Here is a 22,324-nt window from a genome sequence, read left to right as displayed (position 1 = left end):
CATGGCGTTGCTCGAGGTTCGCGACCTGAGCGTCACCTACAGCCCGCGCGATTCGGCCGCAGTACGGGCCGTCGACGGGGTCAGCTTCGAGGTGCGCGAGGGTGAGTTCGTCGGCCTGCTCGGCGAGTCCGGGTGCGGCAAGTCGACGCTCGGCAACGCCGTACTGCGGTTGCTGGACAAGCCGGCCGCGATCACCGGCGGGTCGATCGTGTTCGACGGGAAGGACGTCACGACGACCAGCGAGGACGAGCTGCGGTCGTTGCGCTGGGTCGACCTGTCCACGGTCTTCCAGTCGAGCATGAACTCGCTGAACCCGGTGATCACCATCCGGCGGCAGTTCGCCGACACGTTCGAGGCGCATGGTTTCGGCGACGACGTGGAGGCGCGCGCGGGCGAGCTGCTCGAGATGGTCTCGCTGGACCGGTCGGTGCTCAGTCGATTCCCGCACGAGCTCTCGGGTGGGATGAAGCAGCGGGTCGCGCTCGCCCTGGCGCTGGCGCTCGAGCCGCGGTTCGTGCTGCTCGACGAGCCGACGACCGGGCTGGATGTCGTCGTACAGCGGGACATTCTCGACCGGTTGCGCGTGCTGCAGGCGCGGCTCGGGTTCGCCGTACTGTTCATCAGCCACGACCTCGGCACGGTGATCGAGCTGGCCGACCGGGTGATGGTGATGTACGCCGGGGAGATCGTCGAGGACCAGCCGGCCGCGGAGATGGTGTCGCGCCACCTGCATCCGTACAGCGCCGGCCTGCTCGGGTCGTACGCCGATCCGCGCGACGAGATCGTCGAAGTCGAGTTCATTCCGGGACGTCCGCCGGACCTGTCGCAGTCGCATGCCGGCTGCCTCTTCCAGCCGCGCTGCCCGGTCGCCGTCGACAAGTGCCGGACCGTGCACCCCGATCTGCTGCCCGCGGGGCGTGGTCAGGCTCGGTGCATCCTCGTCGAGGAGTCCGTCGGTGGCCGGGCAGCGCTCGACAACCCGGCCGCGCTGCGCGATCAGGTGTTCGCGGCCGGCCCGTCCGCGCTGGCCGATGTCGAGCCGGTGCTTGTGGTGGACGGGATCAGCAAGGTGTATCGGACCAGGCGTGGGCTGGACACGACCGTGACCACGGCCGTCGACGACGTGTCGTTCGGGCTGCGGCCGGGGCAGGTCACCGCGCTGGTCGGGCAGAGCGGTTCGGGCAAGACCACGATCGCGCGCATGCTGACCGGTGTGGAGCGTCCGACGAGCGGATCGATCTGGTTCGGGGATACGCCGGTCGACCGGCTGCGACGGCGGGCGCTGCGGAAGTACCGGCGGCATGTGCAGCTGGTGTTCCAGGATCCGTTCTCGGCGCTCAATCCGACGCGGACGGTGGCGTATGCGCTGTCCCGGCCGTTGCGCAATCACCTCGGTTTGAGCGGGGCCGATGCGCGGGTCCGGGCGGCTGAGCTGCTCGAGACGGTTGGGTTGTCGCCTGCAGCGCAGTACCTGGACAAGCTGCCGCATCAGCTGTCTGGCGGTCAGCGTCAGCGGGTGGTGATCGCGCGGGCGCTCGCACCCGAGCCCGAGGTGGTGATTGCGGACGAGCCGATCTCGATGCTGGACGTGTCGATCCGCGCGGAGATCATTGCGTTGCTCGACCAGCTGGTTCGCGACCGTGGGATCGCCATGTTGTACATCACCCACGACCTGCTGAGCGCACGGTTGCTCGCCAACGAGGTGATGGTGCTCAACGAGGGCGTGATGGTGGAACGCGGTCCGACACTGCAGGTCATTGGTGAGGCCAAGGATCCGTACACCCGCAAGCTGCTCGCGGCGATCCCCCGGCCCGGTGCCTCACGTACGCCGGTAGTCGCGGGGGGAGACACCGAACTGCGAGCGGAATCGGCGTGACAGATGGAACTCGTCGGCGAAACCGAGGGTCCGGGCGATCTCACGGTGGGTGAGGTCGGTTAGGCGTAGCAGCGTTGCCGCAGCCTGCAACCGGCGTACGTTCCGGAAGGCGGCGGGTGTCTGACCGACCTGGGCTGCGAATCTTCTGCGGAAGGTGTCGTAGCTCAGGCCGGTCTCGGCGGCGATTGCGGCGAGATCTGTGCTTGCGGTGAGGTCGTCGGCGAGGCGGGTCATGGCGTCCACAATCTCCATGCTGACGTCTTCCGTGGTGGTGTCCTCGACGTCGACGAGCCAGTCGGCGAGCGCCATCAGTTGATGCTCGGCGGCGCGACGGGTCTTGGGCGGGGCTCGCAGTACGGTTCTTAGTGCTTCGACGGAGGGTTGCGGGGTCGGGTAGCGCGGGCCGGCGTCGCCCGTCAGGTGCGGGAGTGCGTCGAAGATCGGGCCGGTGAAGACCGCGAACAGCTCGGTCCATCGCTCCCCCGGATCCGTGTGGTACGTGTGCGGGAAACTGGGTGGGACGAGCGTGTGTGCACCGGCCGTGATCCGCTCGGCGCGACCGTCGGCGTCGCGATAGTTGCCCTCGCCATCGATCAGCACCGACAGCACGTAGGCGTCCATCACCCGGAGCGCGGGCGACATGATCGGCTCGGAGTCGATCACCTCGCCGGCGAGCACCAACTGACCGAGCCTGGTCACCGGACCCTCGGCGATCGTGACGATCGTGCGCTCGCTCATTGGGTGCACGCTACGCCAAAATGTTCATGTCCGGGTCGCGGCGAGACATTCTTTGCCGGGTGCGGTCGACCTAGCGTTTCGGTAAGCCGAATTTCACCGGAGGACGCTATGAACGACCTGGTCACGCCCGAGCACTTGGCCCAGTTCCGCGACGAAGGGTACTTCGTGCTCGAGGGTGTGCTCACCGACGAACAGCTCGAGCTGCTGCGCGGCGGAGCGCAGTACTCGATCGACAAACTCGACGCCGCGATGGACGCGGCGGGCACCGACTCGCTCGGGATCAACCACCGCGGCAAGCGGTACTTCAGCAGCATGATCTACCAGGACCGGCCTGAGCTGCGGCAGTTCCTGTTCAGCGACACGATGGCGGAGATCTGCCAGAAGACGCTGGGCGATGACGCGTGGCTGTTCTGGGAGCAGTACGTGATCAAGGCCGGCGACCCGAACACAGCCTTCGCCTGGCACCAGGACTCCGGCTACGTCCACGAGGACCACGCGCCGTACCTCACCTGCTGGATCGCCCTCGACGACGTGACCGAGGAGAACGGCTCCGTCTACCTGCTCCCGTACTCAAGGTCGGGCATCAAGTCCTACATCAAGCACATCCGGGACCCAGAACTGAACGACATGGTCTGCTACTTCGGCCCCGACCCCGGCATCCCGATGACCGCCCCCGCCGGCTCCATCGTCGTCTTCTCCAGCGTAGTAATCCACCGCAGCGGCCCCAACCAAACCGACCACCACCGCCGCGTCTACCTAGCCCAATACTCAAGCGAAATCATCCCGTCCAGGGACGGCTCAGGCCCCCACGGCTCCTTCGACCCCTTCCTCAAATCCGGCCAGAACATCGCCGCCCGCTAACCCTCACCCAGGTACTCCGAAACCCATCCCCACTCCCCGTCCGCCCTCTTCATCAACCGCTCGAGGCCAACCTTCAGACACCTCTCGAGCGAGCTCTCCTCCGCCCGAACAAACCCCTCCCCCAACGGAGGCCCGGACAACAGAAGAGTCCACGCCCGCCCACCCTCCGCAAACCGCTCATGATCAATCTTCACCATCGCCGAAACCCCACCCGCCGCCAACCGCGTCCACAACTCCTCGACGTCACTCATCGAAGAAGATCGGCCCGCCGCCAACACCACTGAACCCGACCAGCCGGTGACGCCTGAACCCCAGCGGAACAAGCTCCGCCGCCAGCACCTCATGAACACCCACGACAGTCGACCCCGAACTACTCATGGTTCCTCCGTGAAAGAGCGTTACCGAGGGCGGTTGAGGCTGCGCGCAGTGCAGTGCGGTCGACTGTAGATGGGTTTGCTCGGGCGAAGGGTCTCCAGCCGGGGAAGAAGGTGCCGTGGTGCCAAGCGATTGGTTGGGTCTGGGGGAAGGCGGCTTGGAAGGTACGCAGGGCTGCGGGTGGGAGCTTGGCGGAGAGGAAGGGCAGGCTGGTGATCGGCGTGCCTGCGCGAAGGGCACTCGGGGTGGGCAGGGTTTCTTCTACCGCGATGGAGCCGTAGAGGGCCCCGGTGCGGGCGGTGAGCTCCCGCAGTACGTCGGTCGCCCAGCCGGCCAGCTTGTACGCCGCCTTACGGTCGTTCGCCGTCCACATCCCCTCGGGCCAACCCAATGCAGCGGCCGACAACGAGATCGCCACCGGGTGGGCCTCCGTGTCCGGACCGAACAAGTGCTCGACGATGACCGTTCCCAAACCCTTGCCGCGATACCCAACTTTCGACACACCCGGCCCATCCTCCGACGCGCCGGTCGGCGTACAACCGAACTCGGCCGCGACTTCACATGCGCGAGCGAAGGTCGACCGGTCGTCATCGCCTGACCAGACCGCGACTGTCAGGTGCGGCGGCTTCGGATACAGCGTGTTCATGAGCTCCGTGGGGCGTACATGATGACTACTACTCCGAGGAGGCAGATTGCGGCGCCTAGGAGGTCGTAGCGGTCGGGTTTGAAGCGGTCTACTACTACTCCCCAGGTGAGGGAGCCGGCTACGAAGATGCCGCCGTAGGCGGCGAGGATGCGGCCGAAGTTGGGGTCGGGTTGGAAGGTGGCTACGAAGCCGTAGGCGCCTAGGGCAACTATTCCGGCGGCTATCCACAACACGCCTCGGTGTTCGCGCCAGCCTTGCCAGATGAGCCAGGCGCCGCCGATCTCGGCGATGGCGGCCAGGACGAAGAGGAGGATGGAGCGCAGGACGGTCACGGGCGCCCGCTCGGCGCCGGTGCGGGACGGGAGGCGGGAACACGCCGCGCGTCGGGGCCGCTGCCGAGGTCGGCGAACGGGAGGGGGCAGTCGGGATTGCCGGCGCAGGTCTCGAGGTCGTCGCAGCCGGCCGCGATGCCGGCGCGCAGGGTCTCGGCGATGACCGTCAGGTCCGCGATCTTGGCTTCCACATCGGTCAGCTTCTCGCGGGCGCGGGCCTGGAGACCGGCTCCTTCGCCGTGGGCGTGTCGGTGCCGCGCGGTGTCGAGCAGCTCGGATACCTCGGTCAGCGTGAACCCCAGCCGCTGCGCCGCCTTGATCACGCGCAAAGTCGTGACCGCCTCCGACGGGTACATCCGGTGCCCGCCGAGGCTTCGCGCGGGTTCGTCGAGCAGGCCGCGGCGTTCGTAGTACCGCAGGGTCTGGAGGTTGACGCCGGCCGCGGCGGCGAGCTCGCTCGATCTCACAGCAGTCCGTCGAGTACGGCGGTTTGCGTCGGCGGGACCGCGATGCGGAGGTGGAGGTCGCCGGCGGACTCCGTCAGCGTGAAGGTGAAGAACGAGCAGCACTCGGACTCGCGGGCGGTGAGGTCCTCGACCGTCGCGCGGGACTCGGGATCGAGGGTGAGCACGAGGGTCTGCGCGTCCACGCGATCGGAACCGCGGAGGTGTACGGCGAACAGTTGGTCGAACTCCGCGACGCGGAGCGGCCGGTCGGCGGTCGGCAGGGTGCAGGCGTCGGGGGCCCAGGTCAGATCGTCCATGAGATCGACGGTAAACCTGTACCCAAGTACCGGATGCAAGCCCGTCAGTCGGTCCACGTCAGCATGTACGCGACCGCGCCGAAGCTGACCCGGTCACCAGGCCGGACGCGCACAGTCGTCGTGATGCGGAGATCGTTGACCGTGGTGCCGTTCATCGAGCCGAGGTCGCGGAGCATCCACCCTTCGTCGATGTGCCGCAACTCGGCGTGGTACCGCGACACGGACTCGTCAGCCATCCGCAGCGTCGCACCGGCGCCGCGCCCGATCCGCACCGTCGGCGACCCGGGCGCAGGAAGCGCGAGACCGGGCAGCGGTACGGCGGCCACCGGCCGCACCAAGCTCACCTGCGGAAGCCGGTCGAGCCACGAGGCAACAACCCCAACCGGATCAAACCGCGCACCACGGGACGACCCGCGCGGCGCAACCCGCTCGGGGTGCGCCGTCGCAGCCGCGCCGCCGTGGGCGGCAGGCCTGTACGCGGCGGGGTCGTGCGGATGGGCGCTCGTTGGTGCGTTCAGGGTTGCGGAGCGCTGAACCGTCAGGCGGGGCAGCCGCGCGCGGAACGCCCGGGTCCAAGCGCGGCGGCGGGGTTCTGCGCGTGGGAGGTCGCGGATCGCGTCGGCCAGTTCGCCGCGGCTCTGCGCGCGCAGTACGAAATTCATCCGTCGGATGAACGTGTCGTGGGACAGGCGGCCCGTCCCGGCGCCGTCGCGCAGTACGGCGAGGGCGCGGTCGCGCTCTGCGTCCGACGGACGCGTCCCCTCCACCGGTACCGACGTCATACACCGCATTGTCCGTGGGAGCCAGGTTCACTGTCCACCAGCGGCGTTGCTGGAGACTGTCGGTGCGGTGGGACAGAATGCAGGAATGCGACTGCCTGTCATGCCGCCGGTCAAACCGATGCTCGCCAAGCCGGTGAAGGAGATCCCGCGCGGCGAGCTGAGCTACGAGCCGAAGTGGGACGGGTTCCGGTCGATCATCTTCCGCGACGGCGACGAGGTGGAGATCGGCAGCCGGAACGAGAAGCCGATGACGCGGTATTTCCCCGAGCTGGTCGAGGCGGTGAAGGCGAATCTCCCCGAGCGCTGCGCGATCGACGGCGAGATCATCGTGATCGGCGAGTCCGGCGACCGGCTCGATTTCGAGGTGCTGCAGCAGCGCATCCACCCGGCCGCGAGCCGCGTGAACATGCTGTCGGAGAAGACCCCGGCGCGCTTCGTCGCTTTCGATCTGCTCGCGCTCGGTGACGACGACTACATGGAGCGACCGTTCGCCGAACGCCGTACGGCGCTGATCGACGCGCTCGCCGGCGTGCAGGCGCCGATCCACGTCACCCCCGCGACCGCCGATCCCGACACCGCCGCGCAATGGTTCGAGCAGTTCGAGGGCGCCGGCCTGGACGGCCTGATCGCGAAGCCGCTCGACGGCACCTACATCCCGGACAAGCGGACGATGTTCAAGATCAAGCCGGAGCGTACGGCGGACTGCGTCGTCGCGGGCTACCGCGTGCACAAGAGCGGCGAGGACCGGATCGGCTCGCTGCTGCTCGGGCTGTACAACGAGGACGGAACGCTCGCGAGCGTCGGGGTGATCGGCGCGTTCCCGCTCGAGCGGCGCAAGGAGCTGTTCCAGGAGATGCAGCCGCTCGTCACGACCTTCGACGAGCACCCGTGGGCGTGGGCGAAGCAGGAGGAAGGCGTCCGTACGCCGCGCAACGCCGAAGGCAGCCGCTGGCAGGCCGGCAAGGACCTGTCCTTCGTCCCGCTGCGGCCGGAGCTCGTCGTCGAGGTCCGGTACGACCACATGGAAGGCATCCGCTTCCGCCACACTGCCCAGTTCGTCCGCTGGCGCCCGGACCGTACGCCGGAGTCCTGCACGTACGAGCAGTTGGAGGAGCCAGTGAAGTTCGACCTGGCCGACGTACTCTCCAGCGCCCAACGATGAAACCCCTCTACCGCCTCTACACAGGCCTGCTCCGGCGCCAACTCAGAGGCCTGCCGATGCCGGAGCACGTCGCGATCGCGATGGACGGCAACCGCCGCTGGGCTCGCGGCGAGGGGTACGACGACGTACGCATCGGTCACCGCTTCGGCGCCGAGCATCTCGAGTTCTTCCTGAACTGGTGCGCCGACGCCGGGATCCGCTGCGTGACCGCATGGGTGGCGTCGCCGAGCAACCTGCGCAAGCGCGACGCGGAGCAGGTCGACTACCTGATGAACCTGACCGAGACCGTGCTCGCGGACCACGTACGACGCGACCACCGCTGGCGGCTGCACGTCGCGGGCCAGCTGGATTTGTTGCCTGACTCAACGGCTCGCGCGTTGAAGGAAGCTGTCGAGGAAACCCGGGACCGGCCCGATGCGGGCGACCTGACCATCGCGATCGCCTACAGCGGCAGGCTCGAGGTCGTCGACGCCGTCCGTTCCGTGCTGGACTCCGCGGCGGCCGACGGGCGATCACTCGCCCAGGTCGCCGACGAGCTCACCGAAGAGGAGATCAGCCGGCATCTCTACGTGCCGGGCCTGCCGGACACCGACCTGGTGATCCGGACGAGCGGCGAGCTGCGGATGTCGGACTTCCTGTTGTGGCAGGCAACTCGCTCCGAGATCGAGTTCTGCGACGTCTACTGGCCTGCGTTCCGCGAGGTAGATCTGCTCCGCGCGCTCAGGACCTACGGCCGCCGGAGACTGCAACGATCCAGTTGAATACTTTCGGACCGGTTCGGGGCACTATGGAGGTATACCGACTGGTAAGCATCGGAGGTTTACGCGATGTACGACGTCGTACTGCTCGTCGAACAGGAACTGTCCGAGCCCGACGCGAAACGCGTCGTCGAACTGCACAACGACATGCCGGAGCCGGTCACGTACCACGTGCTCGTGCCGTGCCACAACGCCGAAGCCGGCGTCGAAGCCTCGATCAGCGCACTCGGTACGGCGGACCTCTACGGGCCGGGACTCGCCGGTCAGCGTGAGGACCTCGCCGAGGCGCAGAAGGCGATCGACACCGAGGCCAAGGGCTGCAGCGGACGTAGCGTGCAGCGGCTCCGCGACCTCGGGCACCACGCCGAAGGCGGAATCTCGCACGAGCGGCCGATCGACGCCCTGGTCGCGACCGTGAAGCAGGCCCAGGGCCAGGAGGTCATCATCCTGACCCGCCCGCACATCGTGGCGGAGTTCTTCCACCTCGACTGGACCAACTCGGCGCGCCGGCATCTCGGCGTACCCGTGCTGCATCTGCTCGAGCACGACGCGGAGAAGGTCGCCTCAGTGCGAGAGCAGGGCCGCGTAGGTGACGCCGCCGGCGAGACACGCGATCAGCAATGACAGCGTCGTCCTGACCGCACGCTCACCCGTGCGGCCGTAGTGGCGGCCGTCCTCGGAGTAGTACGCGACCTTGAAACCCGCGTACCCCGCTGCGAGAACGAGCGCCAACCTGATCATCAGACACCTGCCGCCGTACCAGACTCCGTGAATTGCGTGCGGTAAAGATCAGCGTACTCGCCGCCCGCCGCGAGCAGCTGCTCATGCGTGCCGCGCTCGACGATGTTGCCGTGGTCAACGACCAGGATCAGGTCGGCGTCCCGGACGGTCGACAGCCGGTGCGCGATGACCAGCGACGTACGTCCTTCCAGTGCCGTGTCGAGCGCCCGCTGAACGGCGACCTCGGACTCGGAGTCCAGGTGTGCGGTCGCTTCGTCGAGGACGACGATCTTCGGGGCCTTCAGCAACAACCTGGCGATCGCGAGTCGTTGCCGCTCGCCACCGGACAGCCGGTGACCACGATCGCCGACCACGGTGTCCAAACCGTCGGGCAATGACGACACCAGCTGCCAGATCTGCGCGGACTCGAGCGCGGCGACCATCTCCTGCTCGGTAGCGTCCGGCTTGGCGTAGTGCAGGTTGGCGCGGATCGTGTCGTGGAACATGTGGGCGTCCTGCGTGACGTACCCGATCGTGTCGTGCAAAGACTGCAGCGTGACGTCGCGAACGTCCTTGCCGCCGACGTGGACCGCTCCCCCGGTCACGTCGTACAGACGTGCCACCAGGTTGGTGATCGTGGTCTTGCCTGCGCCGGACGGGCCGACGAGCGCGACCATCTGGCCGGGGCGGATGGCGAAGCTGACGTCTTCGAGGACCTGGGCCGAGACGCGCTTGTCCAGTACGGCGACGGCCTCGAGGCTGGCCAATGAGACCTGCTCCGCGGTCGGATAAGCAAATGCCACATGCTCGAACTCGACGCTGGCCGCATCGTCGGGCAGGTCGACCGCGTCCGGCGCGTCCTTGATCATCGGCTCGAGATCGAGCACCTCGAAGACCCGCTCGAACGAGATCAGCGCGGTCATCACGTCGACCCGGATGTTGGAGAGCGCAGTCAGCGGCCCGTAAAGCCGGCCGAGCAGTGCGACGAGTGCAAGCAGCGTCCCGATGGTCAGGGTCTGCCGTACGGCGAGGTTGCCGCCGACGCCGTACACCAAAGCCGTCGCGAGCGCGGCAACCAAGGTCAACGCCGTGAAGAACACGCGACCGAGCATCGCGATCCGGATGCCCAGGTCGCGGACGCGGCCGGCGCGCTCGCCGAAGTCCGCGGTCTCCAGCTGCGGCTTGCCGAACAGTGTGACGAGTAGCGCGCCGCCGACGCTGAACCGCTCGGTCATCGCGCTGGACATCTCGGCGTTCAGGTTCATTTGTTCGCGCGTCATCGCGGCGAGGCGACGACCGAGGACGCGCGCCGGGATGAGGAAGATCGGCAACATCAGGATCGCGACCACGGTCAGCTGCCAGCTGAGTGCGAGCATCGCGCCGACGACCAGGATCAGACTGATCACGTTCGAGACGACGCCGGACAGCGTGGAGGTGAAGGCCTGCTGCGCGCCGATCACGTCGTTGTTGAGTCGGGAGACCAGTGCACCGGTCTGCGTGCGGGTGAAGAACGCGACCGGCATCTGCTGGACGTGCGAGAACACCTTGGTCCGCAGGTCGAAGATCAGCCCCTCCCCGATCCGCGCCGAGAACCAGCGCTGGACCAGACCGAGCAGCGCCTCGAAGACCGCGAGTACGGCGACCACCAGGGCCAGCGCGGTCACCAGGCCGGCGTTGCCCTTCGAGATCCCGTCGTCGACGATCTTCTTGAACAGCAGCGGCGACGCGATCACCAGCACCGCGGACACGACCACCAGCAGCAGGAACGCCGCGATGTGCCAGCGGAACGGCCTCGCGAACCGCGCGATCCGCGGCAGCGTGCCCTTCGCCAGCTTCTGCCCGGCGACGGACGCGTCCTGCCGCCGCCAGCCCATCGCGCCCATGCCGGGCCGCATCATCGGTGACGACATTCAGTCCCCTCCCCTTCGATAGATCTTCTAACACCTCACGCCGCCCGAGACTTCCCGCAACTTTTGGTTGCGCATCCGAGCTGTCGTGGTCTACAGTCATGTGCAACAAAAGGTTGCGAAAGGATGAGGGTAATGACCAGGAGCATCGAGCGGGAGATTCGGGTGGAGGCTACCCCGGAGGTGGTCTACGAGGTGGTCAGCTCGCCGGAGCACCTGCGCGAGTGGTGGCCGGACGAGGTCGACCTCGACCCGAAGCCCGGCGCGACCGGCACGGTCACGTTCCGGCAGGACAACGGCAACATGGTCGAGCCGCTGACGGTCGTCGAGGCCGACCCGCCGCGGCGCTTCTCGTTCCGCTGGGCCTACACCGACGAGCCCGCCACCGCGGAGAACTCGGTGCTGGTCACCTTCGACCTGATCCCGAGCGACGGCGGAACGCTGCTCCGGTTCGCCGAGACCGGGTTCGACGAGGCCGCCAAGTCCGACGAGCTGCTCGCGGACCACACCAGCGGCTGGGACTACTTCATCCCGCGCATCACGCCGTACGCCGAGGGGCTGGCGAACCGGCCGTGATCGACGACGAGCTCTGGTCGGCGATCGGTGATCCCACCCGGCGACGGATGCTCGACCTGCTGCTCGCCGCCGGCGGCGGTACGTCGACCAGCCTCAGCGACCAGCTGCCCGTCACCCGCCAGGCGGTCGCCAAGCACCTCGCCGTACTCGACCGGGCCGGGCTGGCGCACTCCGCACCGTCCGGACGCGAACGTCGCTACACCGTGGACGAATCGCAGCTCGCCCGCGCGATCAACCAGCTGACCGACGTCACCGACGCCTGGGACCGGCGGCTGCAGCGCATCAAGCGGATCGCCGAGACGATCCAGAAAACCCGAGACAACTGAAAGGCATCACCATGTCAGACATCCTGCACCGCGTTGGCATCATCGCGTCCCCCGAGGACGTGTTCGCAGCACTCACCACCATCGACGGCCTGGCCGGCTGGTGGACCGAGGACACCACCGGCGACGTCGACGGCGTCATCGCGTTCCGCTTCGCGACCGCCGGCGGCGACGGCTTCGACATGAAGGTTCTCGAAACCACGCCCGGCAAGCTGGTCCGCTGGGAGGTCGTTGGTGGACCCGACGAATGGATCGGCACCCACGTCAGCTTCGACCTTTCCCAGACCGACGAGTACACGATCGTGCTGTTCAAGCAGAAGGGATGGCGCGAGCCCGTCGAGTTCATGTACCACTGCAGCACCAAGTGGGCCACGTTCCTGATGAGCCTCAAGCAGTACGTCGAGACCGGCAAGGGCGAGCCCGCACCGAACGACGTACTCGTCAGCAACTGGCACTAGCCGAGAGCGGCGATCAGTTCCTTCAGCCGCCGGGACTGAGCCTGACGCTCGGCCTCGAGCTGCTCGGTGTAGGTGCGGTCCGCGGCACCGAGCAGCAAGGCCTTGGTCTCGCGGATCGCACCCGGCAGCGGGCCGAGCAGCGCGTCGGTCAGGTCCTTCACCGTCGCCGCCAGCTCATCGGCCGGTACGACGATGTTGGCCAGACCGATCTCCTTGGCCTCGGCCGCCTCGACCCAGCGGCTTGTCGCGCACAACTCGAGCGCCCGCGAGTAGCCGACGAGCTGGACCAGCGGCTGGGTGCCGCCCAGGTCCGGGACCAGGCCGAGAGCCGGCTCCCGCATGCTGAAGCGGGCGTCCGGGGTCACCACTCGCAAGTCGCAGGCCAGCGCCAACTGGAACCCGGCGCCGACCGCGTGACCCTGGACCGCCGCGATGCTGATGATGTCCGGGCGTCGCAGCCAGGAGAACCCGGCCTGGAACGCGGCGATCAGCTCCAGCAGCTCAGGCTCCGGCTTCGCACCCAGCGTCAGCAGCGGCTCTTGGCCGTCGACGGGATCGCCCATCATCAGTCGTCGGTCGAGGCCAGCCGAGAACGACGGGCCCTCCCCCGACACGACGACGACGCGGACCTCGGGCGGCAACGACGTACCGAAGTCGGCCAAGGCACTCCACATCGCCGGGGTCTGCGCGTTGCGGACCTCCGGCCGGTCCAGCACCACGCGCGCAACCGGGCCGTCCACCGAGAACCGCAGTCCGAGATCCGTCATGCCACCGGATATTACTCCGGAGTAATCAGGCGAGCGAGACCAGGTCGGCGTAGTCGTTCGACCAGAGGTCCTCGACGCCGTCCGGCAGCAGTACGACGCGCTCCGGCTCGAGGGCCTCGACGGCGCCCTCGTCGTGGGTGACGAGGACGATCGCGCCGGCGTACGACCGGATCGCGTTCAGCACCTCGGCCCGGGAGGCCGGGTCCAGGTTGTTGGTCGGCTCGTCGAGGAGCAGGACGTTCGCCGCCGACACGACCAGGGTCGCGAGGGCGAGCCGGGTCTTCTCGCCGCCGGACAGCACGCTGGCCGGCTTGTCCGAGTCGTCGCCGGTGAACAGGAACGAGCCGAGCACGCTGCGCGCCTGCGTCTCGTTCAGGTCCGGGGCGGCGGACTTCATGTTCTCGAGCACGGTCCGGTTGACGTCGAGCGTCTCGTGCTCCTGGGCGTAGTACCCGAGCTTCAGGCCGTGGCCGTCGATGATCTCGCCGGTGTCGGCCTTCTCGATCCCGCCGAGGATCCGCAGCAGGGTCGTCTTGCCGGCGCCGTTGAGCCCGAGGACGACGACGCGCGAGCCCTTGTCGATCGCGAGGTCGACGTCGGTGAAGATCTCCAGCGAGCCGTACGACTTCGACAGCTCGCGCGCCATCAACGGCGTCTTCCCGCACGGGGCCGGGGTCGGGAACGAGATCTTCGCGACGCGGTCCGCCTGTCGCTCGTCCTCGAGCGAGGCCATCATCCGCTCGGCACGGCGGAGCATCTGCTGCGCGGCGGCCGCCTTGGTCGCCTTGGCCCGCATCTTGTTCGCCTGGTCGACCAGCTGGGTGGCCTTCTTCTCCGTGTTCGACCGCTCGCGCTTGCGGCGCCGTTCGTCGGTCTCGCGCTGGTTCAGGTACGCCTTCCAGCCGACGTTGTAGACGTCGATCTCGGCCCGGTTCGCATCCAGGTGGAAGACGCGGGTGACGGTCTCCTCCAGCAGGTTCACGTCGTGGCTGATCATGATCACGCCACCGGCGTACGACTTGAGGAAGTCGCGCAGCCAGATGATCGAGTCGGCATCCAGGTGGTTGGTCGGCTCGTCGAGCAGCAGCGTCTCGGCCTGCGCGAACAGGATCCGGGCCAGCTCGACGCGGCGGCGCTGACCGCCGGACAGGGTCGCCAGCGGCTGCCCGAGGACACGGTCCGGGAGGCCGAGGTTGGCTGCGATCCGGGCCGCCTCGGACTCCGCGGCGTACCCGCCCGCGGCGTGCAGGTCGGCCTCGGCTCGCTCGTACCGCCTCATGCCCTTGGCGCGGGTCTTCTCGTCGGCGCTGGCCATCGACTTCTCGGCGCTGCGCAGACGGCGTACGACGTCGTCGAGGCCGCGCGCGGCCAGGATCCGGTCCCGGGCGAGTACTTCGAGGTCGCCGGTGCGCGGGTCCTGCGGCAGGTAGCCGATCTCGCCCGACTTGGTCACCGAGCCGCTGGCCGGCAGGCCTTCACCGGCCAGGATCTTGGTCAGTGTCGTCTTGCCGGCGCCGTTGCGGCCGACCAGCCCGACCTTGTCGCCGGGGCCGACCCGGAACGAAGCAGGCGCCAGCAACTGCCGGGCACCGACGCGAACCTCGAGATTGGAGACAGTGATCATCGGGGTTCGCAGGCGTCCTTACGCTAGAGCTTCAGCAGAGTTTGCTGCTCTAGTGTAAGTGGCATGAAATTCAATCCGGACGCGGATCTCGACACCAGCGGTGTCGAGGACACCCGCGGTAGCGGCGGCGGGCGCGGTGGCGGCCTGCCCGGCGGGATGATCCCGGTCGGCGGCGGCATCGGCGGCATCATCCTGCTGGTCGTGATCCTGCTGCTGACCGGCGGCCTGCCAGGCGGAGGTGGCAGCGCCGACGAACCGGTCACGCAGAACACGGCGACCGGCAACCTGAGCTCCTGCAAGAAGGGCACCGACCTGCAGGCGAACTCGAACTGCCGTTTCGTCTTCTACCAGAACTCGATCGAGGGCTTCTGGGCCGCCGAGCTCCCCCGGCGCGGGAAGAAGTACACCCGGGCGCCGATGCGCGTCTTCGACGGCTCGGTGAACACCGGCTGCGGCCCGGCCACCAGCGCCGTCGGCCCGTTCTACTGCCCGCCGGACATGCGCGTGTACCTGGACCTCGGCTTCTTCGAGACGCTGCAGACCGACCTCGGCGCCCGCGGCGGCGAATTCGCCGAGGCGTACGTCGTCGCGCACGAGTACGGGCACCACATCCAGAACCTGTACGGCATCCTCGACCGGATCAAGACCCGCAACGGCCCGTCCTCGGACTCGGTCCGCTCCGAGCTCCAGGCCGACTGCCTGGCCGGCATCTGGACCAACCACGCCACCACGGTCCCGAACAAGAGCGGCCAGCCGCTCATCACCGAACTCTCCGACGACGACATCGCCCGCGGCCTCGACGCCGCCGCCTCCGTCGGCGACGACCGCATCCAGCAGAAGACCCAGGGCCAGGTCACCCCCGAATCCTTCAGCCACGGCACCGCCGCCCAACGCATGAAGTGGTTCCAGAAGGGCATGGACTCCGGCGACATGACCGCCTGCGACACCTGGTCCGCCAACCCCCTCTAACCCACAAGAACCGCCCCGCGTTGACGCGGGGCGGTTCTTGTTTTGCTGCGGCTCAGGCGACCTGGGCGGGGCGGTGGTAGCCGGGGAGGAGTTCGTCGACGAGGGCGTCGGTTTCGGCTTCCGGGCCTCGGGGGGCGCCGTGTTTGGTGAGGGCGGCATACATCTGGGCGGCGACGTTGGTGACGTCGGCCGTCGTACCGAAGTGGGATGCCAGGCGGAGGGTGGCTCGCCACAGATCCTCTGAGGCCGGCGAGAAGCTGAGACCGGTCTGGAGGGCCGTGCGGGCCAGGTTGCCGTCGTTGTGGCTGAGCGAGGCCTCGGCGAGCCGCAGGGCGGCGTCGACGACAGCTTCGACCATCCGGCGCTCGATCCCGGACGCGGCGAGCCACGAGTAGCGGCCGCCGGGCAGGTTCGACCAGGCGGGACCGTGGACCAGGCTGAGCGCCGTCGACAGCGCACCGCGCGGGTCGTCCACCATCGTCGCCTGCTTCGCCAAGGTCCGGAACACGTCCCAGTCGACCCGGACCACGCTGCGGTTCAGCATCCAGCGGCCCGACTCGTCGGCGTACATCGCGTCCACCCCGACCCAGCGGCGGGTGTGCTCCAGCGCGGCGTCACGCAGTTCCTCGCTGATGCCGCGCGGCCAGATCGCACCGGCGAGCACGTTCGGGTGTACGCCGTAGTCCTGGCTCGCGAGGAACGCGATGATCTCCGTCGACAGCGAGACCCGGCCCTCGTCGATGACACCGCGGGCGTCGACCTCGACCGGGCCGAGCAGGTCGACCTCGACCGGAGCCGGCTGGCTGAGATCGGTCGTCGAGAACTCGTACGCCGGCATGTCCTGCTCCGCGCGCCGCTTGTCACGCGCATCCACCTCGGCCGCGTCGAACAGCGCGACCAGGTCGGCGAACTGCTCCGGGTTGACGCTGTGTGCGTCGACCTCGAGGCCGAGCAGCCGGCAGACGGCCTGGTTCTTCTCGTCGACGACGAACCGCCACGGTGAGTTGATCACGTCGCCGACCACGACGACCGCGATGCTGCGCTGGGCGTCCGCGGCCAGCCGGTTCAGCTGGTCCTGCTCCTCCGGCGACGGCGGCGCGGACACGAAGATGATCTCCGAGCCCCACAACGCCGCGTCCGGGTGCGTCATCCGTGCATCCGCGACCGAGTCGACGTTGCGCCGCTGGCACGCCTGCACCTGCGCCTCGGTACGCCGGGCAACCTCGCCCATCGCGTCGTCGAGACGAATCCAGTAGCTCAGCCGTGACGGCGCCAGCGACGACAGGTCGTCGCCGAATCCGACCATGCTGATATGCGCACCCTCGGACCACAGGTTGGTCGCCAGCTCGACGGCGAGCGAACCGACCACGTCGCGGGACGCGTTGGTCACGCCGCCGAACGAGACGATCCCGTTTGCCGTGTCGAGGTCGATCAGCACCGTGGCGCCGTCGGCGTTCTGGCCGACCGTGACCAGCGTCGGGTACGGCGCGGGCGCGTTCACCTCGCCGCTCGGACCGTACGCCCGGCGCAGCGTCCACCGGGTGCCTTCGGCAATCGCCTGCCAAGGACCGGGCGGCTCGGGCTGAGCCTCGTACGGGTCGAGCACCAGCGTCAGCGCGCGGTCGGTCACCAGCGCGGCGACCACCTTCGGCATCGACCGCTCCAACTGCGTCATGTCCGCGCCGAGCTTGCGCAGCGCGTTGTCCACGAACTGCGCGGTCGGGACATCCGACGCGAGCCGCAGGCCGATCTCGGTCTGCCGGTGGCCGGCGGCCTTCGGACCCGGACCCTGCGCCCACCCGCGGCGCCGCTTCAGCGCCAGCGCGAGACCGGCCGCGAGCAACGCCGCACCGAAGCCGTAGATACCGGCCTGCTGCAGGTTGATGCCGTCGTCGGTCGCAACCGGCGTCGCCTCGGGCACCTGGACCCCGCCACCGGCGGGCTCGCCGTGCTCGGACTGTCCGGTCCCCGGAACGTGCGGCTCGACGGAGACACCCGGCTCCCCCGGCTTGACGTTCTTCGCGCCCGGGTCGCTCTGGCTGGTGCCGATGACGATCGACGAACCCGGCTCGATGCCCTGCTCGGAGTACCGCGTCGGACCGCCCGTCTTGGCCTCGGTCTTCGTCTCGGTCTTGCCGCCGGCCTTGGTCTCGGTCTTCGCCTTGACGGTGGGCTTGACGGCCGTCCGGGTCTCGGTGGTGGTCTTCGTGCTGACCGTGGTCTTGCCGGTGCGGTCGTCGATGCTGACGCGCACCGTGTGCACACCCGGGCCCTTGGCGTCGCTCGGCAGGCGCACCTGCCAGCCCGGCAGGATCAGATCCGGGTTGGTCAGCCTGCGGCCGTCGGGCTGGAGCTTGTTCTTGTTGAGGTCGTAGATCTCCTTGTACCGGCGACCCTCGCCCAGGTACCGCTCCGCGATGTCCCACAGGCAGTCGTAGTTGCGCCCCTGCGGCGGACGGACCTCGGTGTACTTGATGACCTGACCCTGGTGGTCGTGGTTCGTCCGTACGCCGGTCGTCGTCTTCTGGTTGCCGGCGAGGATCTTGCTGGCGGCCTCGGTCTGACGGAACTGCGACGTCGAGGACTGCTCGCTGCCGTGCCGTGCGGACACCGAGGTCGGAGCAGCCGGGCCGGCCGTGGTGACCGCGCTCGCGACCGGCAGGCTCACGCCCGCGCCGGCGGCGATCAGTACGACGGTGCCGATCAGCCGGCGGGCGATCGTCTGCGAACCGCCGCCGAACGGGATCCGCGGCGACAACCCGTGCCCGCGGATCTCGGCGACCGCCTCCGCGATCAGGCAGATGACGAAGTGCAGCCACGCGACCCAGATGAAGAACGCGATGATGCCGAGGACGGTCCGGATGCTCAACTCGTCGAACAGCATGCTGCTGGTCGGCATCTTGTCAGGCCACGGCGTCCCGAAGAACCGCAGCAGGACGTACGGCACACCGCCCACGATCGCCAGGATCGCGAGCAGCGCGACGAACCCCTTCAACCGGTCCGCGCCCGGACTCCCCGCCCGCCGCTGCGGCAACCGCGCCGCACGCACCGGCTCATTCGTCCTTACCATCGCTCCTCCATACCCCCACCATCAGCCACCAATGGCCTGAACTTCCTGCACAGGCAAACGCTGTACTGCGGTCACGTTCGCTTTGCCGATCGAGCGCCAGCCGTCCTGATCCCTGCCGATCCAGTAGGCAACATTCCAGGTGATGGTCAGCTTCACCGTGTACATGCCATCAGGCTGGTTGGCACTGGACCTCGTGTACGTGTGCTTGCAGGTGTTGATCTGATGGAACGGGTCCTGGGTCTCGTCGTATCCATCAGGGTCATCGACCGGGGTCGTCCCCATCAGACAGTCGAACGGCGGTGTTCCGTCGCCGGGATCCACCGTCATTTTTTCGACCATGCCGCGCATCGTCAGGTTGTGCCCCGGGCTGTAGTAACTGCTCTGCCGTCCATCGAGTTCGTAGGCCTGCGAGCTCTCCACGGTGAGGGAGAAGAAGGCGGGTACGTTGACTCGCGGAGTGAACGTCGGCTTGACCACCAGCGCCGGCGGCGGATAGTTCGTCTGGAAGTGCCGCCAGAACTGCTCCATGTAGTTCGGGAACGGGCACTGCGCTTCGTCGGCCGCATCCACCGGCACGTAGGCACGTTCCAGGTGTGCGTTCCGGCCACCGTTGTAGGTATCGAGTTCGTAGTCGGTGATCGTCACACGCATCACCCACTTCTTGCCCTCCGGAGCCTGCGGCAGCCGGATCCCTTCCGGGATCGGGAAGTCGCGACACGGTACGAACGGACGGCCGGCCAGCCGCGTTCGCCAGGTGGGCGGCGGCTGCCCGTCGCCCAGGTAGGCCGAGCCCGAGCTGCAGTAGGAGCCGAAGCCTACGGAGTTGACGTACATGCTGCAGACCGTGTTGCCGGTCTGGATGGTGTCCGCGGCGGCCGTGGTGACCGGGCCGGCCATGAGTAGTGCGAGCACGGCGCTCAGGACCAGCAGTCCGCGGCCTACTCGGTTGTGCATCCTCACTCCCCAGACTCGGCTTCCCGCAGATTATCTTCGACCAGGGGCATCATGCCCGTTGCCCAGTGCCCCGTCACCTATTCGGAATGTGAATTTCCCGGTTCCGGTCTAGGCTGGATAGTGGACTCCGGTGCACTTCACGCCGGTCGTTGTGGCCAGGCGGTACGGGAGCCAGCCGATGCCGGTCTGGATCATCTCGATCACTTCGGGCGAACCGTTCGGCGTCACGACCGTCCACTTCTTCGCCTTCGGGTCCCAGTACTGCGTGGTCTGGGAGCGGCACGTCTGTACGGCGACCGTGCCGTCGGCCGTCCGCTTGGCGCCGACGATGACCACGCTGCCCGGGGGCTTCATGATCCAGCCGTTGCGCTGCGCGTCGAAGATGCCTTCGGACACGTCGGAGTAGAAGAACGACGGGAACTTCTTCTTCAGCACGGTGTCGTCCTTCGACACCAGCGCCTGGAAGTAGAGCGGGTAGCTGGTCACGAGGCCTTGGACGGCGGGGTTCGAGGCGAAGTTCCCTGCCTTGATGATGATTTGGCCACTGGGCGCCGTGGTCGGCTTGGCGACCGTGGTGGCGGGCTGGGTCGGGGCGCTGGTCGGCTGCGTGGGCTCGGTGGACGGGGTGTTGGAGGAGCTTGTGTCTGAGCCACCGGCAGGGACTGGGAGCGTGCCGTCGTTGGAGTTTTTGCTGCAGGCGGTCAGCAGCAGGGCGCCGGCCAGGAAGACGGGGAGGGCATACCTACGCACGAAGAACAATCCTCCGATGTCTAGCCGCTCGGCGGCGGCGTGCTGGTGGGGCCGGTCGGCGGCGTCCCGGTCGGGGGTGTGCCGGACGGGTCCGGGGTGGGTGTCACGTTCGGCGAGCAGGTGGCCGGGAAGGGGAACGGTGACAGGGTCCAGATCGGGGTCGGTGAGCCGACGGTCCAGGTCGGGCAGGGCAGGTCGATCGTCGGCGGGTGGGCGACGGAGGTCGGCGCGCCGGGGCCGTCGGTCGTCGGGTTCACCACGATCGGCGGGATCGTCGGGCTGTCGTCGGCCTTCTCGATGCCTTGCTCGGCGTGCGCCTGGCCGGTGCCGCTGGCCTTCAACGAGGTCTTGCCGATCAAGCCGAGGAACGTGGTCTTGTTGGCGATGTCGACCTGGATGTCGACCTCTTTGTCGGTCAGCGTGGTCGGACCGCAGGAGGTGACGGCCGGGTCGTTGTTGCGCACCTGGGCGCAGAACCCGGAGATCGCGGCGGCGGCCTTCGTCGTGTCGATCTTCGCCTCGGCGACGTTCAACTGAATCGCCGCGGCGCCGACGCGGGCGGCCTCCTGGGCGTACCCGACCGCGCGGGACCGTGCGCCGAGCTGACGCCCGCCGTCGATCACCAGGCCGGCCAGCGTGAAGATCATCACCGCGAGGATCGCGACCGCGGGGCTCAACGCACCGCGCGAGAAGAGCCGATGGTTGCCGGGAGCATCGATCCGGAAGAATTCAACTACCCGCGACCGCTGGCGCTCAGGAGCCGTCACCTCGCACCCCCCGGTACGGGTCGAGGGACGAGGTGAACCGCTTGGTGATCGTGGTGTCGCCGCCTAGGCCGAGTAGCCCGAGGTCGCGGTAGTTGATCGTGCAGGTGACCTCGACCGACAACGGCGATCCGGCGACGAACCCGGTGGTGATCGAGCCCGAAGCGGTCGTCTTGCAGGACTTGATCGCCTGGTTCATCGTCGTACTCACGGCCTGGTCGACACGGCTCTGGGCCTCGGGCAACGACCGCGCCTGGCTCGCGCTGCGGGCGCCGTCCCGGGCCGCGCTCTCCAGCAGCGACGACGTCTGGAAGTACCGCCCGCAGGCAAGCAGGAACATGAACAGCAGAAGCAGCACCGGCGCAAGGATCACCATCTCCAGCGCCATCGTGCCGCGCTGCCCGGGCCGTCCGAGCTGCCCGCGCTTCCCCAGTTTCATCCTCACGCTCACTTGTCGGCTTCGAACTGTTCGATCTGGCCGGTGGCGGTCCGGCTCACCTTCAGCTTCAGGCCGGGAACCAGCGAGACGGAGTCCCCGGTGACGGTGAACGAGACAGTGCCCTCCGGGCTGTTGTACGCGGGGAACGGGACGTCGGTGTGCTGCAACGTCGTGCCGCCGAGCTGCGCCGCGTACGACTGGATGTCCGAGCGGACCTTCTCCCCCACCGCTGTGGTGTAGACGGTCGGCTGCACCAGCCGGAGCCGGGACACGCCTTCTTCCGCGGCGTTCAGCGCGACGGAACGCCCGTACAGCCACAGAGCCGTCTGGATGGACAGGAAGATCAGCGTCAGGATCGCCGGCGCGAGGATGGCCAGCTCGAGCGTGCTGACACCCCGCTCCGACCGCCTCAGGCGCAGACGCAGCTTCTTCCAGCCCGAACGCATAGCTGCGACCGTCAGCTGCCCGTGTCGATATCGGCGGTGTGCTTGCTGATCACGCGCTTCACCACGACGCCGATCGCCAGTGCGGCGACGACCAGGATGCCCGAGATGATCGCCCACTCGAGTGCGGAGGCGCCCAGCTCGGTGTGCCCCTGCCGCGCCCGGGCCCGTTGGGCCTGCGCCCGTGCGAACGCGTAGCGGGCCATGGTCCGCCAGAACATCAACTCCGAGGTCATCCGATTGCCTTCCAGATCGTGAGGCCGAAGC

At 68.1% G+C, this 22,324-nt stretch carries 27 protein-coding genes; 9 read left to right on the top strand and 18 right to left on the bottom strand.

Features of this window, described 5'->3' with window-relative positions; all coding sequences use genetic code 11:
- The first annotated feature begins 1 nt into the window (after position 1).
- Positions 2–1,876, top strand: a complete 1,875-nt coding sequence (locus tag ACQPYH_RS19435) for an ABC transporter ATP-binding protein (RefSeq protein ID WP_432893190.1) — start codon at positions 2–4, stop codon at positions 1,874–1,876.
- On the opposite strand, the gene ACQPYH_RS19430 is transcribed toward ACQPYH_RS19435, so the two are convergent.
- Entirely contained in the window at positions 1,820–2,614 is a 795-nt protein-coding gene (locus ACQPYH_RS19430) for an AraC family transcriptional regulator (RefSeq protein ID WP_432893188.1), read from the bottom strand. The two genes, ACQPYH_RS19435 and ACQPYH_RS19430, sit on opposite strands and share 57 nt — an antisense overlap.
- Before the next feature lie 108 nt (positions 2,615–2,722).
- Here ACQPYH_RS19430 and ACQPYH_RS19425 point away from each other — a divergent pair, with 108 nt between their 5' ends.
- A complete protein-coding gene (locus tag ACQPYH_RS19425; protein ID WP_432893185.1) occupies positions 2,723–3,475 on the top strand; it encodes a phytanoyl-CoA dioxygenase family protein in 753 nt (250 codons plus the stop codon).
- Here the strand turns inward: ACQPYH_RS19425 and ACQPYH_RS19420 are convergent.
- The 6 genes from ACQPYH_RS19420 to ACQPYH_RS19395 form a co-directional block, all read right to left on the bottom strand.
- Positions 3,472–3,726, bottom strand: a complete 255-nt coding sequence (locus tag ACQPYH_RS19420; RefSeq protein WP_432893184.1) for a hypothetical protein — start codon at positions 3,724–3,726, stop codon at positions 3,472–3,474. The two genes, ACQPYH_RS19425 and ACQPYH_RS19420, sit on opposite strands and share 4 nt — an antisense overlap.
- Positions 3,727–3,845: 119 nt before the next feature.
- The gene (locus ACQPYH_RS19415) at positions 3,846–4,496 is read right to left on the bottom strand and encodes a hypothetical protein (RefSeq protein WP_432893183.1); all 651 of its coding nucleotides are present in this window, start codon (positions 4,494–4,496) and stop codon (positions 3,846–3,848) included.
- Positions 4,493–4,828 (bottom strand): YnfA family protein, encoded by a 336-nt coding sequence (locus ACQPYH_RS19410; RefSeq protein ID WP_432893181.1) that lies wholly within the window; start codon positions 4,826–4,828, stop codon positions 4,493–4,495. Before ACQPYH_RS19410 ends, ACQPYH_RS19415 begins: the two co-directional genes overlap by 4 nt.
- Positions 4,825–5,295 (bottom strand): MerR family transcriptional regulator, encoded by a 471-nt coding sequence (locus tag ACQPYH_RS19405; RefSeq protein ID WP_432893180.1) that lies wholly within the window; start codon positions 5,293–5,295, stop codon positions 4,825–4,827. Before ACQPYH_RS19405 ends, ACQPYH_RS19410 begins: the two co-directional genes overlap by 4 nt.
- The gene (locus ACQPYH_RS19400; RefSeq protein ID WP_432893178.1) at positions 5,292–5,591 is read right to left on the bottom strand and encodes a hypothetical protein; all 300 of its coding nucleotides are present in this window, start codon (positions 5,589–5,591) and stop codon (positions 5,292–5,294) included. Before ACQPYH_RS19400 ends, ACQPYH_RS19405 begins: the two co-directional genes overlap by 4 nt.
- 44 nt (positions 5,592–5,635) lie before the next feature.
- A complete protein-coding gene (locus tag ACQPYH_RS19395; RefSeq protein WP_432893176.1) occupies positions 5,636–6,373 on the bottom strand; it encodes an FHA domain-containing protein in 738 nt (245 codons plus the stop codon).
- An 85-nt stretch (positions 6,374–6,458) separates the two neighbouring features.
- On the opposite strand from ACQPYH_RS19395, the gene ACQPYH_RS19390 reads away from it, so the two are divergent.
- The 3 genes from ACQPYH_RS19390 to ACQPYH_RS19380 all read left to right on the top strand — a co-directional run bounded on the left by ACQPYH_RS19390 (position 6,459) and on the right by ACQPYH_RS19380 (position 8,917).
- Positions 6,459–7,535, top strand: coding sequence for an ATP-dependent DNA ligase (locus ACQPYH_RS19390; RefSeq protein ID WP_432893175.1), 1,077 nt, complete (start codon positions 6,459–6,461; stop codon positions 7,533–7,535).
- Complete coding sequence (uppS, locus tag ACQPYH_RS19385; RefSeq protein WP_432893173.1) at positions 7,532–8,296, top strand: polyprenyl diphosphate synthase; 765 nt, start codon at positions 7,532–7,534, stop codon at positions 8,294–8,296. The genes ACQPYH_RS19390 and uppS overlap by 4 nt, the downstream gene beginning before the upstream one ends.
- A 66-nt stretch (positions 8,297–8,362) precedes the next feature.
- Positions 8,363–8,917 carry a hypothetical protein gene (locus ACQPYH_RS19380; RefSeq protein WP_432893172.1) on the top strand — a complete coding sequence of 185 codons (555 nt, stop codon included), beginning with the start codon at positions 8,363–8,365 and terminating at the stop codon, positions 8,915–8,917.
- On the opposite strand, the gene ACQPYH_RS19375 is transcribed toward ACQPYH_RS19380, so the two are convergent.
- Both ACQPYH_RS19375 and ACQPYH_RS19370 read right to left on the bottom strand, forming a co-directional pair.
- Positions 8,858–9,034, bottom strand: a complete 177-nt coding sequence (locus tag ACQPYH_RS19375) for a hypothetical protein (protein ID WP_432893170.1) — start codon at positions 9,032–9,034, stop codon at positions 8,858–8,860. The two genes, ACQPYH_RS19380 and ACQPYH_RS19375, sit on opposite strands and share 60 nt — an antisense overlap.
- Positions 9,034–10,923 carry an ABC transporter ATP-binding protein gene (locus tag ACQPYH_RS19370; protein ID WP_432893168.1) on the bottom strand — a complete coding sequence of 630 codons (1,890 nt, stop codon included), beginning with the start codon at positions 10,921–10,923 and terminating at the stop codon, positions 9,034–9,036. The genes ACQPYH_RS19375 and ACQPYH_RS19370 overlap by 1 nt, the downstream gene beginning before the upstream one ends.
- 132 nt (positions 10,924–11,055) lie before the next feature.
- Between ACQPYH_RS19370 and ACQPYH_RS19365 the strand changes: the two genes are divergently transcribed.
- Genes ACQPYH_RS19365 through ACQPYH_RS19355 form a run of 3 tightly spaced genes read left to right on the top strand, consistent with a single transcriptional unit; the run spans position 11,056 to position 12,277 of the window.
- The gene (locus ACQPYH_RS19365; RefSeq protein ID WP_432893166.1) at positions 11,056–11,496 is read left to right on the top strand and encodes an SRPBCC domain-containing protein; all 441 of its coding nucleotides are present in this window, start codon (positions 11,056–11,058) and stop codon (positions 11,494–11,496) included.
- Positions 11,493–11,822, top strand: a complete 330-nt coding sequence (locus ACQPYH_RS19360; RefSeq protein ID WP_432893164.1) for an ArsR/SmtB family transcription factor — start codon at positions 11,493–11,495, stop codon at positions 11,820–11,822. The genes ACQPYH_RS19365 and ACQPYH_RS19360 overlap by 4 nt, the downstream gene beginning before the upstream one ends.
- 11 nt (positions 11,823–11,833) lie before the next feature.
- Positions 11,834–12,277 carry an SRPBCC family protein gene (locus tag ACQPYH_RS19355; RefSeq protein WP_432893162.1) on the top strand — a complete coding sequence of 148 codons (444 nt, stop codon included), beginning with the start codon at positions 11,834–11,836 and terminating at the stop codon, positions 12,275–12,277.
- Here the strand turns inward: ACQPYH_RS19355 and ACQPYH_RS19350 are convergent.
- Positions 12,274–13,044 carry an enoyl-CoA hydratase/isomerase family protein gene (locus ACQPYH_RS19350; protein WP_432893160.1) on the bottom strand — a complete coding sequence of 257 codons (771 nt, stop codon included), beginning with the start codon at positions 13,042–13,044 and terminating at the stop codon, positions 12,274–12,276. The genes ACQPYH_RS19355 and ACQPYH_RS19350 overlap by 4 nt on opposite strands.
- Positions 13,045–13,069: 25 nt before the next feature.
- Positions 13,070–14,668, bottom strand: coding sequence for an ABC-F family ATP-binding cassette domain-containing protein (locus ACQPYH_RS19345; RefSeq protein WP_432893159.1), 1,599 nt, complete (start codon positions 14,666–14,668; stop codon positions 13,070–13,072).
- Between the two features lie 63 nt (positions 14,669–14,731).
- Here ACQPYH_RS19345 and ypfJ point away from each other — a divergent pair, with 63 nt between their 5' ends.
- Positions 14,732–15,637, top strand: coding sequence for a KPN_02809 family neutral zinc metallopeptidase (ypfJ, locus tag ACQPYH_RS19340; protein ID WP_432893158.1), 906 nt, complete (start codon positions 14,732–14,734; stop codon positions 15,635–15,637).
- 52 nt (positions 15,638–15,689) lie between these two features.
- Here ypfJ and ACQPYH_RS19335 read toward each other — a convergent pair whose 3' ends face one another.
- The 7 genes from ACQPYH_RS19335 to ACQPYH_RS19305 all read right to left on the bottom strand — a co-directional run bounded on the left by ACQPYH_RS19335 (position 15,690) and on the right by ACQPYH_RS19305 (position 22,293).
- Positions 15,690–18,707 carry a hypothetical protein gene (locus tag ACQPYH_RS19335; RefSeq protein ID WP_432893156.1) on the bottom strand — a complete coding sequence of 1,006 codons (3,018 nt, stop codon included), beginning with the start codon at positions 18,705–18,707 and terminating at the stop codon, positions 15,690–15,692.
- 21 nt (positions 18,708–18,728) lie between these two features.
- Positions 18,729–19,661 (bottom strand): hypothetical protein, encoded by a 933-nt coding sequence (locus tag ACQPYH_RS19330; protein WP_432893154.1) that lies wholly within the window; start codon positions 19,659–19,661, stop codon positions 18,729–18,731.
- Between the two features lie 108 nt (positions 19,662–19,769).
- Positions 19,770–20,411, bottom strand: coding sequence for a hypothetical protein (locus ACQPYH_RS19325; protein WP_432893152.1), 642 nt, complete (start codon positions 20,409–20,411; stop codon positions 19,770–19,772).
- Positions 20,412–20,431: 20 nt separating this feature from the next.
- Complete coding sequence (locus ACQPYH_RS19320) at positions 20,432–21,178, bottom strand: TadE/TadG family type IV pilus assembly protein (RefSeq protein WP_432893150.1); 747 nt, start codon at positions 21,176–21,178, stop codon at positions 20,432–20,434.
- Positions 21,165–21,614: a TadE/TadG family type IV pilus assembly protein gene (locus ACQPYH_RS19315; RefSeq protein ID WP_432893149.1), complete on the bottom strand. Its 450-nt coding sequence runs from the start codon at positions 21,612–21,614 to the stop codon at positions 21,165–21,167. Before ACQPYH_RS19315 ends, ACQPYH_RS19320 begins: the two co-directional genes overlap by 14 nt.
- 8 nt (positions 21,615–21,622) lie before the next feature.
- On the bottom strand, positions 21,623–22,060 hold the full coding sequence (locus ACQPYH_RS19310; RefSeq protein WP_432893148.1) for a TadE family protein: 438 nt from the start codon (positions 22,058–22,060) through the stop codon (positions 21,623–21,625).
- 11 nt (positions 22,061–22,071) lie between these two features.
- Entirely contained in the window at positions 22,072–22,293 is a 222-nt protein-coding gene (locus tag ACQPYH_RS19305; RefSeq protein ID WP_130438578.1) for a hypothetical protein, read from the bottom strand.
- Between the last annotated feature and the right edge of the window lie 31 nt (positions 22,294–22,324).

It is taken from the genome of Kribbella sp. CA-245084, from assembly GCF_050942355.1.
Lineage (GTDB): Bacteria > Actinomycetota > Actinomycetes > Propionibacteriales > Kribbellaceae > Kribbella.
This window is presented reverse-complemented; position numbering and strand designations above follow the sequence as displayed.

Excerpts from the sequence above, each read along its gene's own strand:
- ACQPYH_RS19435 (WP_432893190.1), top strand. The coding sequence starts at position 2 with ATGGCGTTGCTCGAGGTTCGCGACCTGAGCGTCACCTACAGCCCGCGC.
- ACQPYH_RS19430 (WP_432893188.1), bottom strand. The coding sequence starts at position 2,614 with ATGAGCGAGCGCACGATCGTCACGATCGCCGAGGGTCCGGTGACCAGG.
- ACQPYH_RS19425 (WP_432893185.1), top strand. The coding sequence starts at position 2,723 with ATGAACGACCTGGTCACGCCCGAGCACTTGGCCCAGTTCCGCGACGAA.
- ACQPYH_RS19420 (WP_432893184.1), bottom strand. The coding sequence starts at position 3,726 with ATGAGTGACGTCGAGGAGTTGTGGACGCGGTTGGCGGCGGGTGGGGTT.
- ACQPYH_RS19415 (WP_432893183.1), bottom strand. The coding sequence starts at position 4,496 with ATGAACACGCTGTATCCGAAGCCGCCGCACCTGACAGTCGCGGTCTGG.
- ACQPYH_RS19400 (WP_432893178.1), bottom strand. The coding sequence starts at position 5,591 with ATGGACGATCTGACCTGGGCCCCCGACGCCTGCACCCTGCCGACCGCC.
- ACQPYH_RS19395 (WP_432893176.1), bottom strand. The coding sequence starts at position 6,373 with ATGACGTCGGTACCGGTGGAGGGGACGCGTCCGTCGGACGCAGAGCGC.
- ACQPYH_RS19390 (WP_432893175.1), top strand. The coding sequence starts at position 6,459 with ATGCGACTGCCTGTCATGCCGCCGGTCAAACCGATGCTCGCCAAGCCG.
- uppS (WP_432893173.1), top strand. The coding sequence starts at position 7,532 with ATGAAACCCCTCTACCGCCTCTACACAGGCCTGCTCCGGCGCCAACTC.
- ACQPYH_RS19380 (WP_432893172.1), top strand. The coding sequence starts at position 8,363 with ATGTACGACGTCGTACTGCTCGTCGAACAGGAACTGTCCGAGCCCGAC.
- ACQPYH_RS19375 (WP_432893170.1), bottom strand. The coding sequence starts at position 9,034 with ATGATCAGGTTGGCGCTCGTTCTCGCAGCGGGGTACGCGGGTTTCAAG.
- ACQPYH_RS19370 (WP_432893168.1), bottom strand. The coding sequence starts at position 10,923 with ATGTCGTCACCGATGATGCGGCCCGGCATGGGCGCGATGGGCTGGCGG.
- ACQPYH_RS19365 (WP_432893166.1), top strand. The coding sequence starts at position 11,056 with ATGACCAGGAGCATCGAGCGGGAGATTCGGGTGGAGGCTACCCCGGAG.
- ACQPYH_RS19355 (WP_432893162.1), top strand. The coding sequence starts at position 11,834 with ATGTCAGACATCCTGCACCGCGTTGGCATCATCGCGTCCCCCGAGGAC.
- ACQPYH_RS19350 (WP_432893160.1), bottom strand. The coding sequence starts at position 13,044 with ATGACGGATCTCGGACTGCGGTTCTCGGTGGACGGCCCGGTTGCGCGC.
- ACQPYH_RS19345 (WP_432893159.1), bottom strand. The coding sequence starts at position 14,668 with ATGATCACTGTCTCCAATCTCGAGGTTCGCGTCGGTGCCCGGCAGTTG.
- ypfJ (WP_432893158.1), top strand. The coding sequence starts at position 14,732 with ATGAAATTCAATCCGGACGCGGATCTCGACACCAGCGGTGTCGAGGAC.
- ACQPYH_RS19335 (WP_432893156.1), bottom strand. The coding sequence starts at position 18,707 with ATGGTAAGGACGAATGAGCCGGTGCGTGCGGCGCGGTTGCCGCAGCGG.
- ACQPYH_RS19330 (WP_432893154.1), bottom strand. The coding sequence starts at position 19,661 with ATGCACAACCGAGTAGGCCGCGGACTGCTGGTCCTGAGCGCCGTGCTC.
- ACQPYH_RS19315 (WP_432893149.1), bottom strand. The coding sequence starts at position 21,614 with ATGAAACTGGGGAAGCGCGGGCAGCTCGGACGGCCCGGGCAGCGCGGC.
- ACQPYH_RS19310 (WP_432893148.1), bottom strand. The coding sequence starts at position 22,060 with ATGCGTTCGGGCTGGAAGAAGCTGCGTCTGCGCCTGAGGCGGTCGGAG.
- ACQPYH_RS19305 (WP_130438578.1), bottom strand. The coding sequence starts at position 22,293 with ATGACCTCGGAGTTGATGTTCTGGCGGACCATGGCCCGCTACGCGTTC.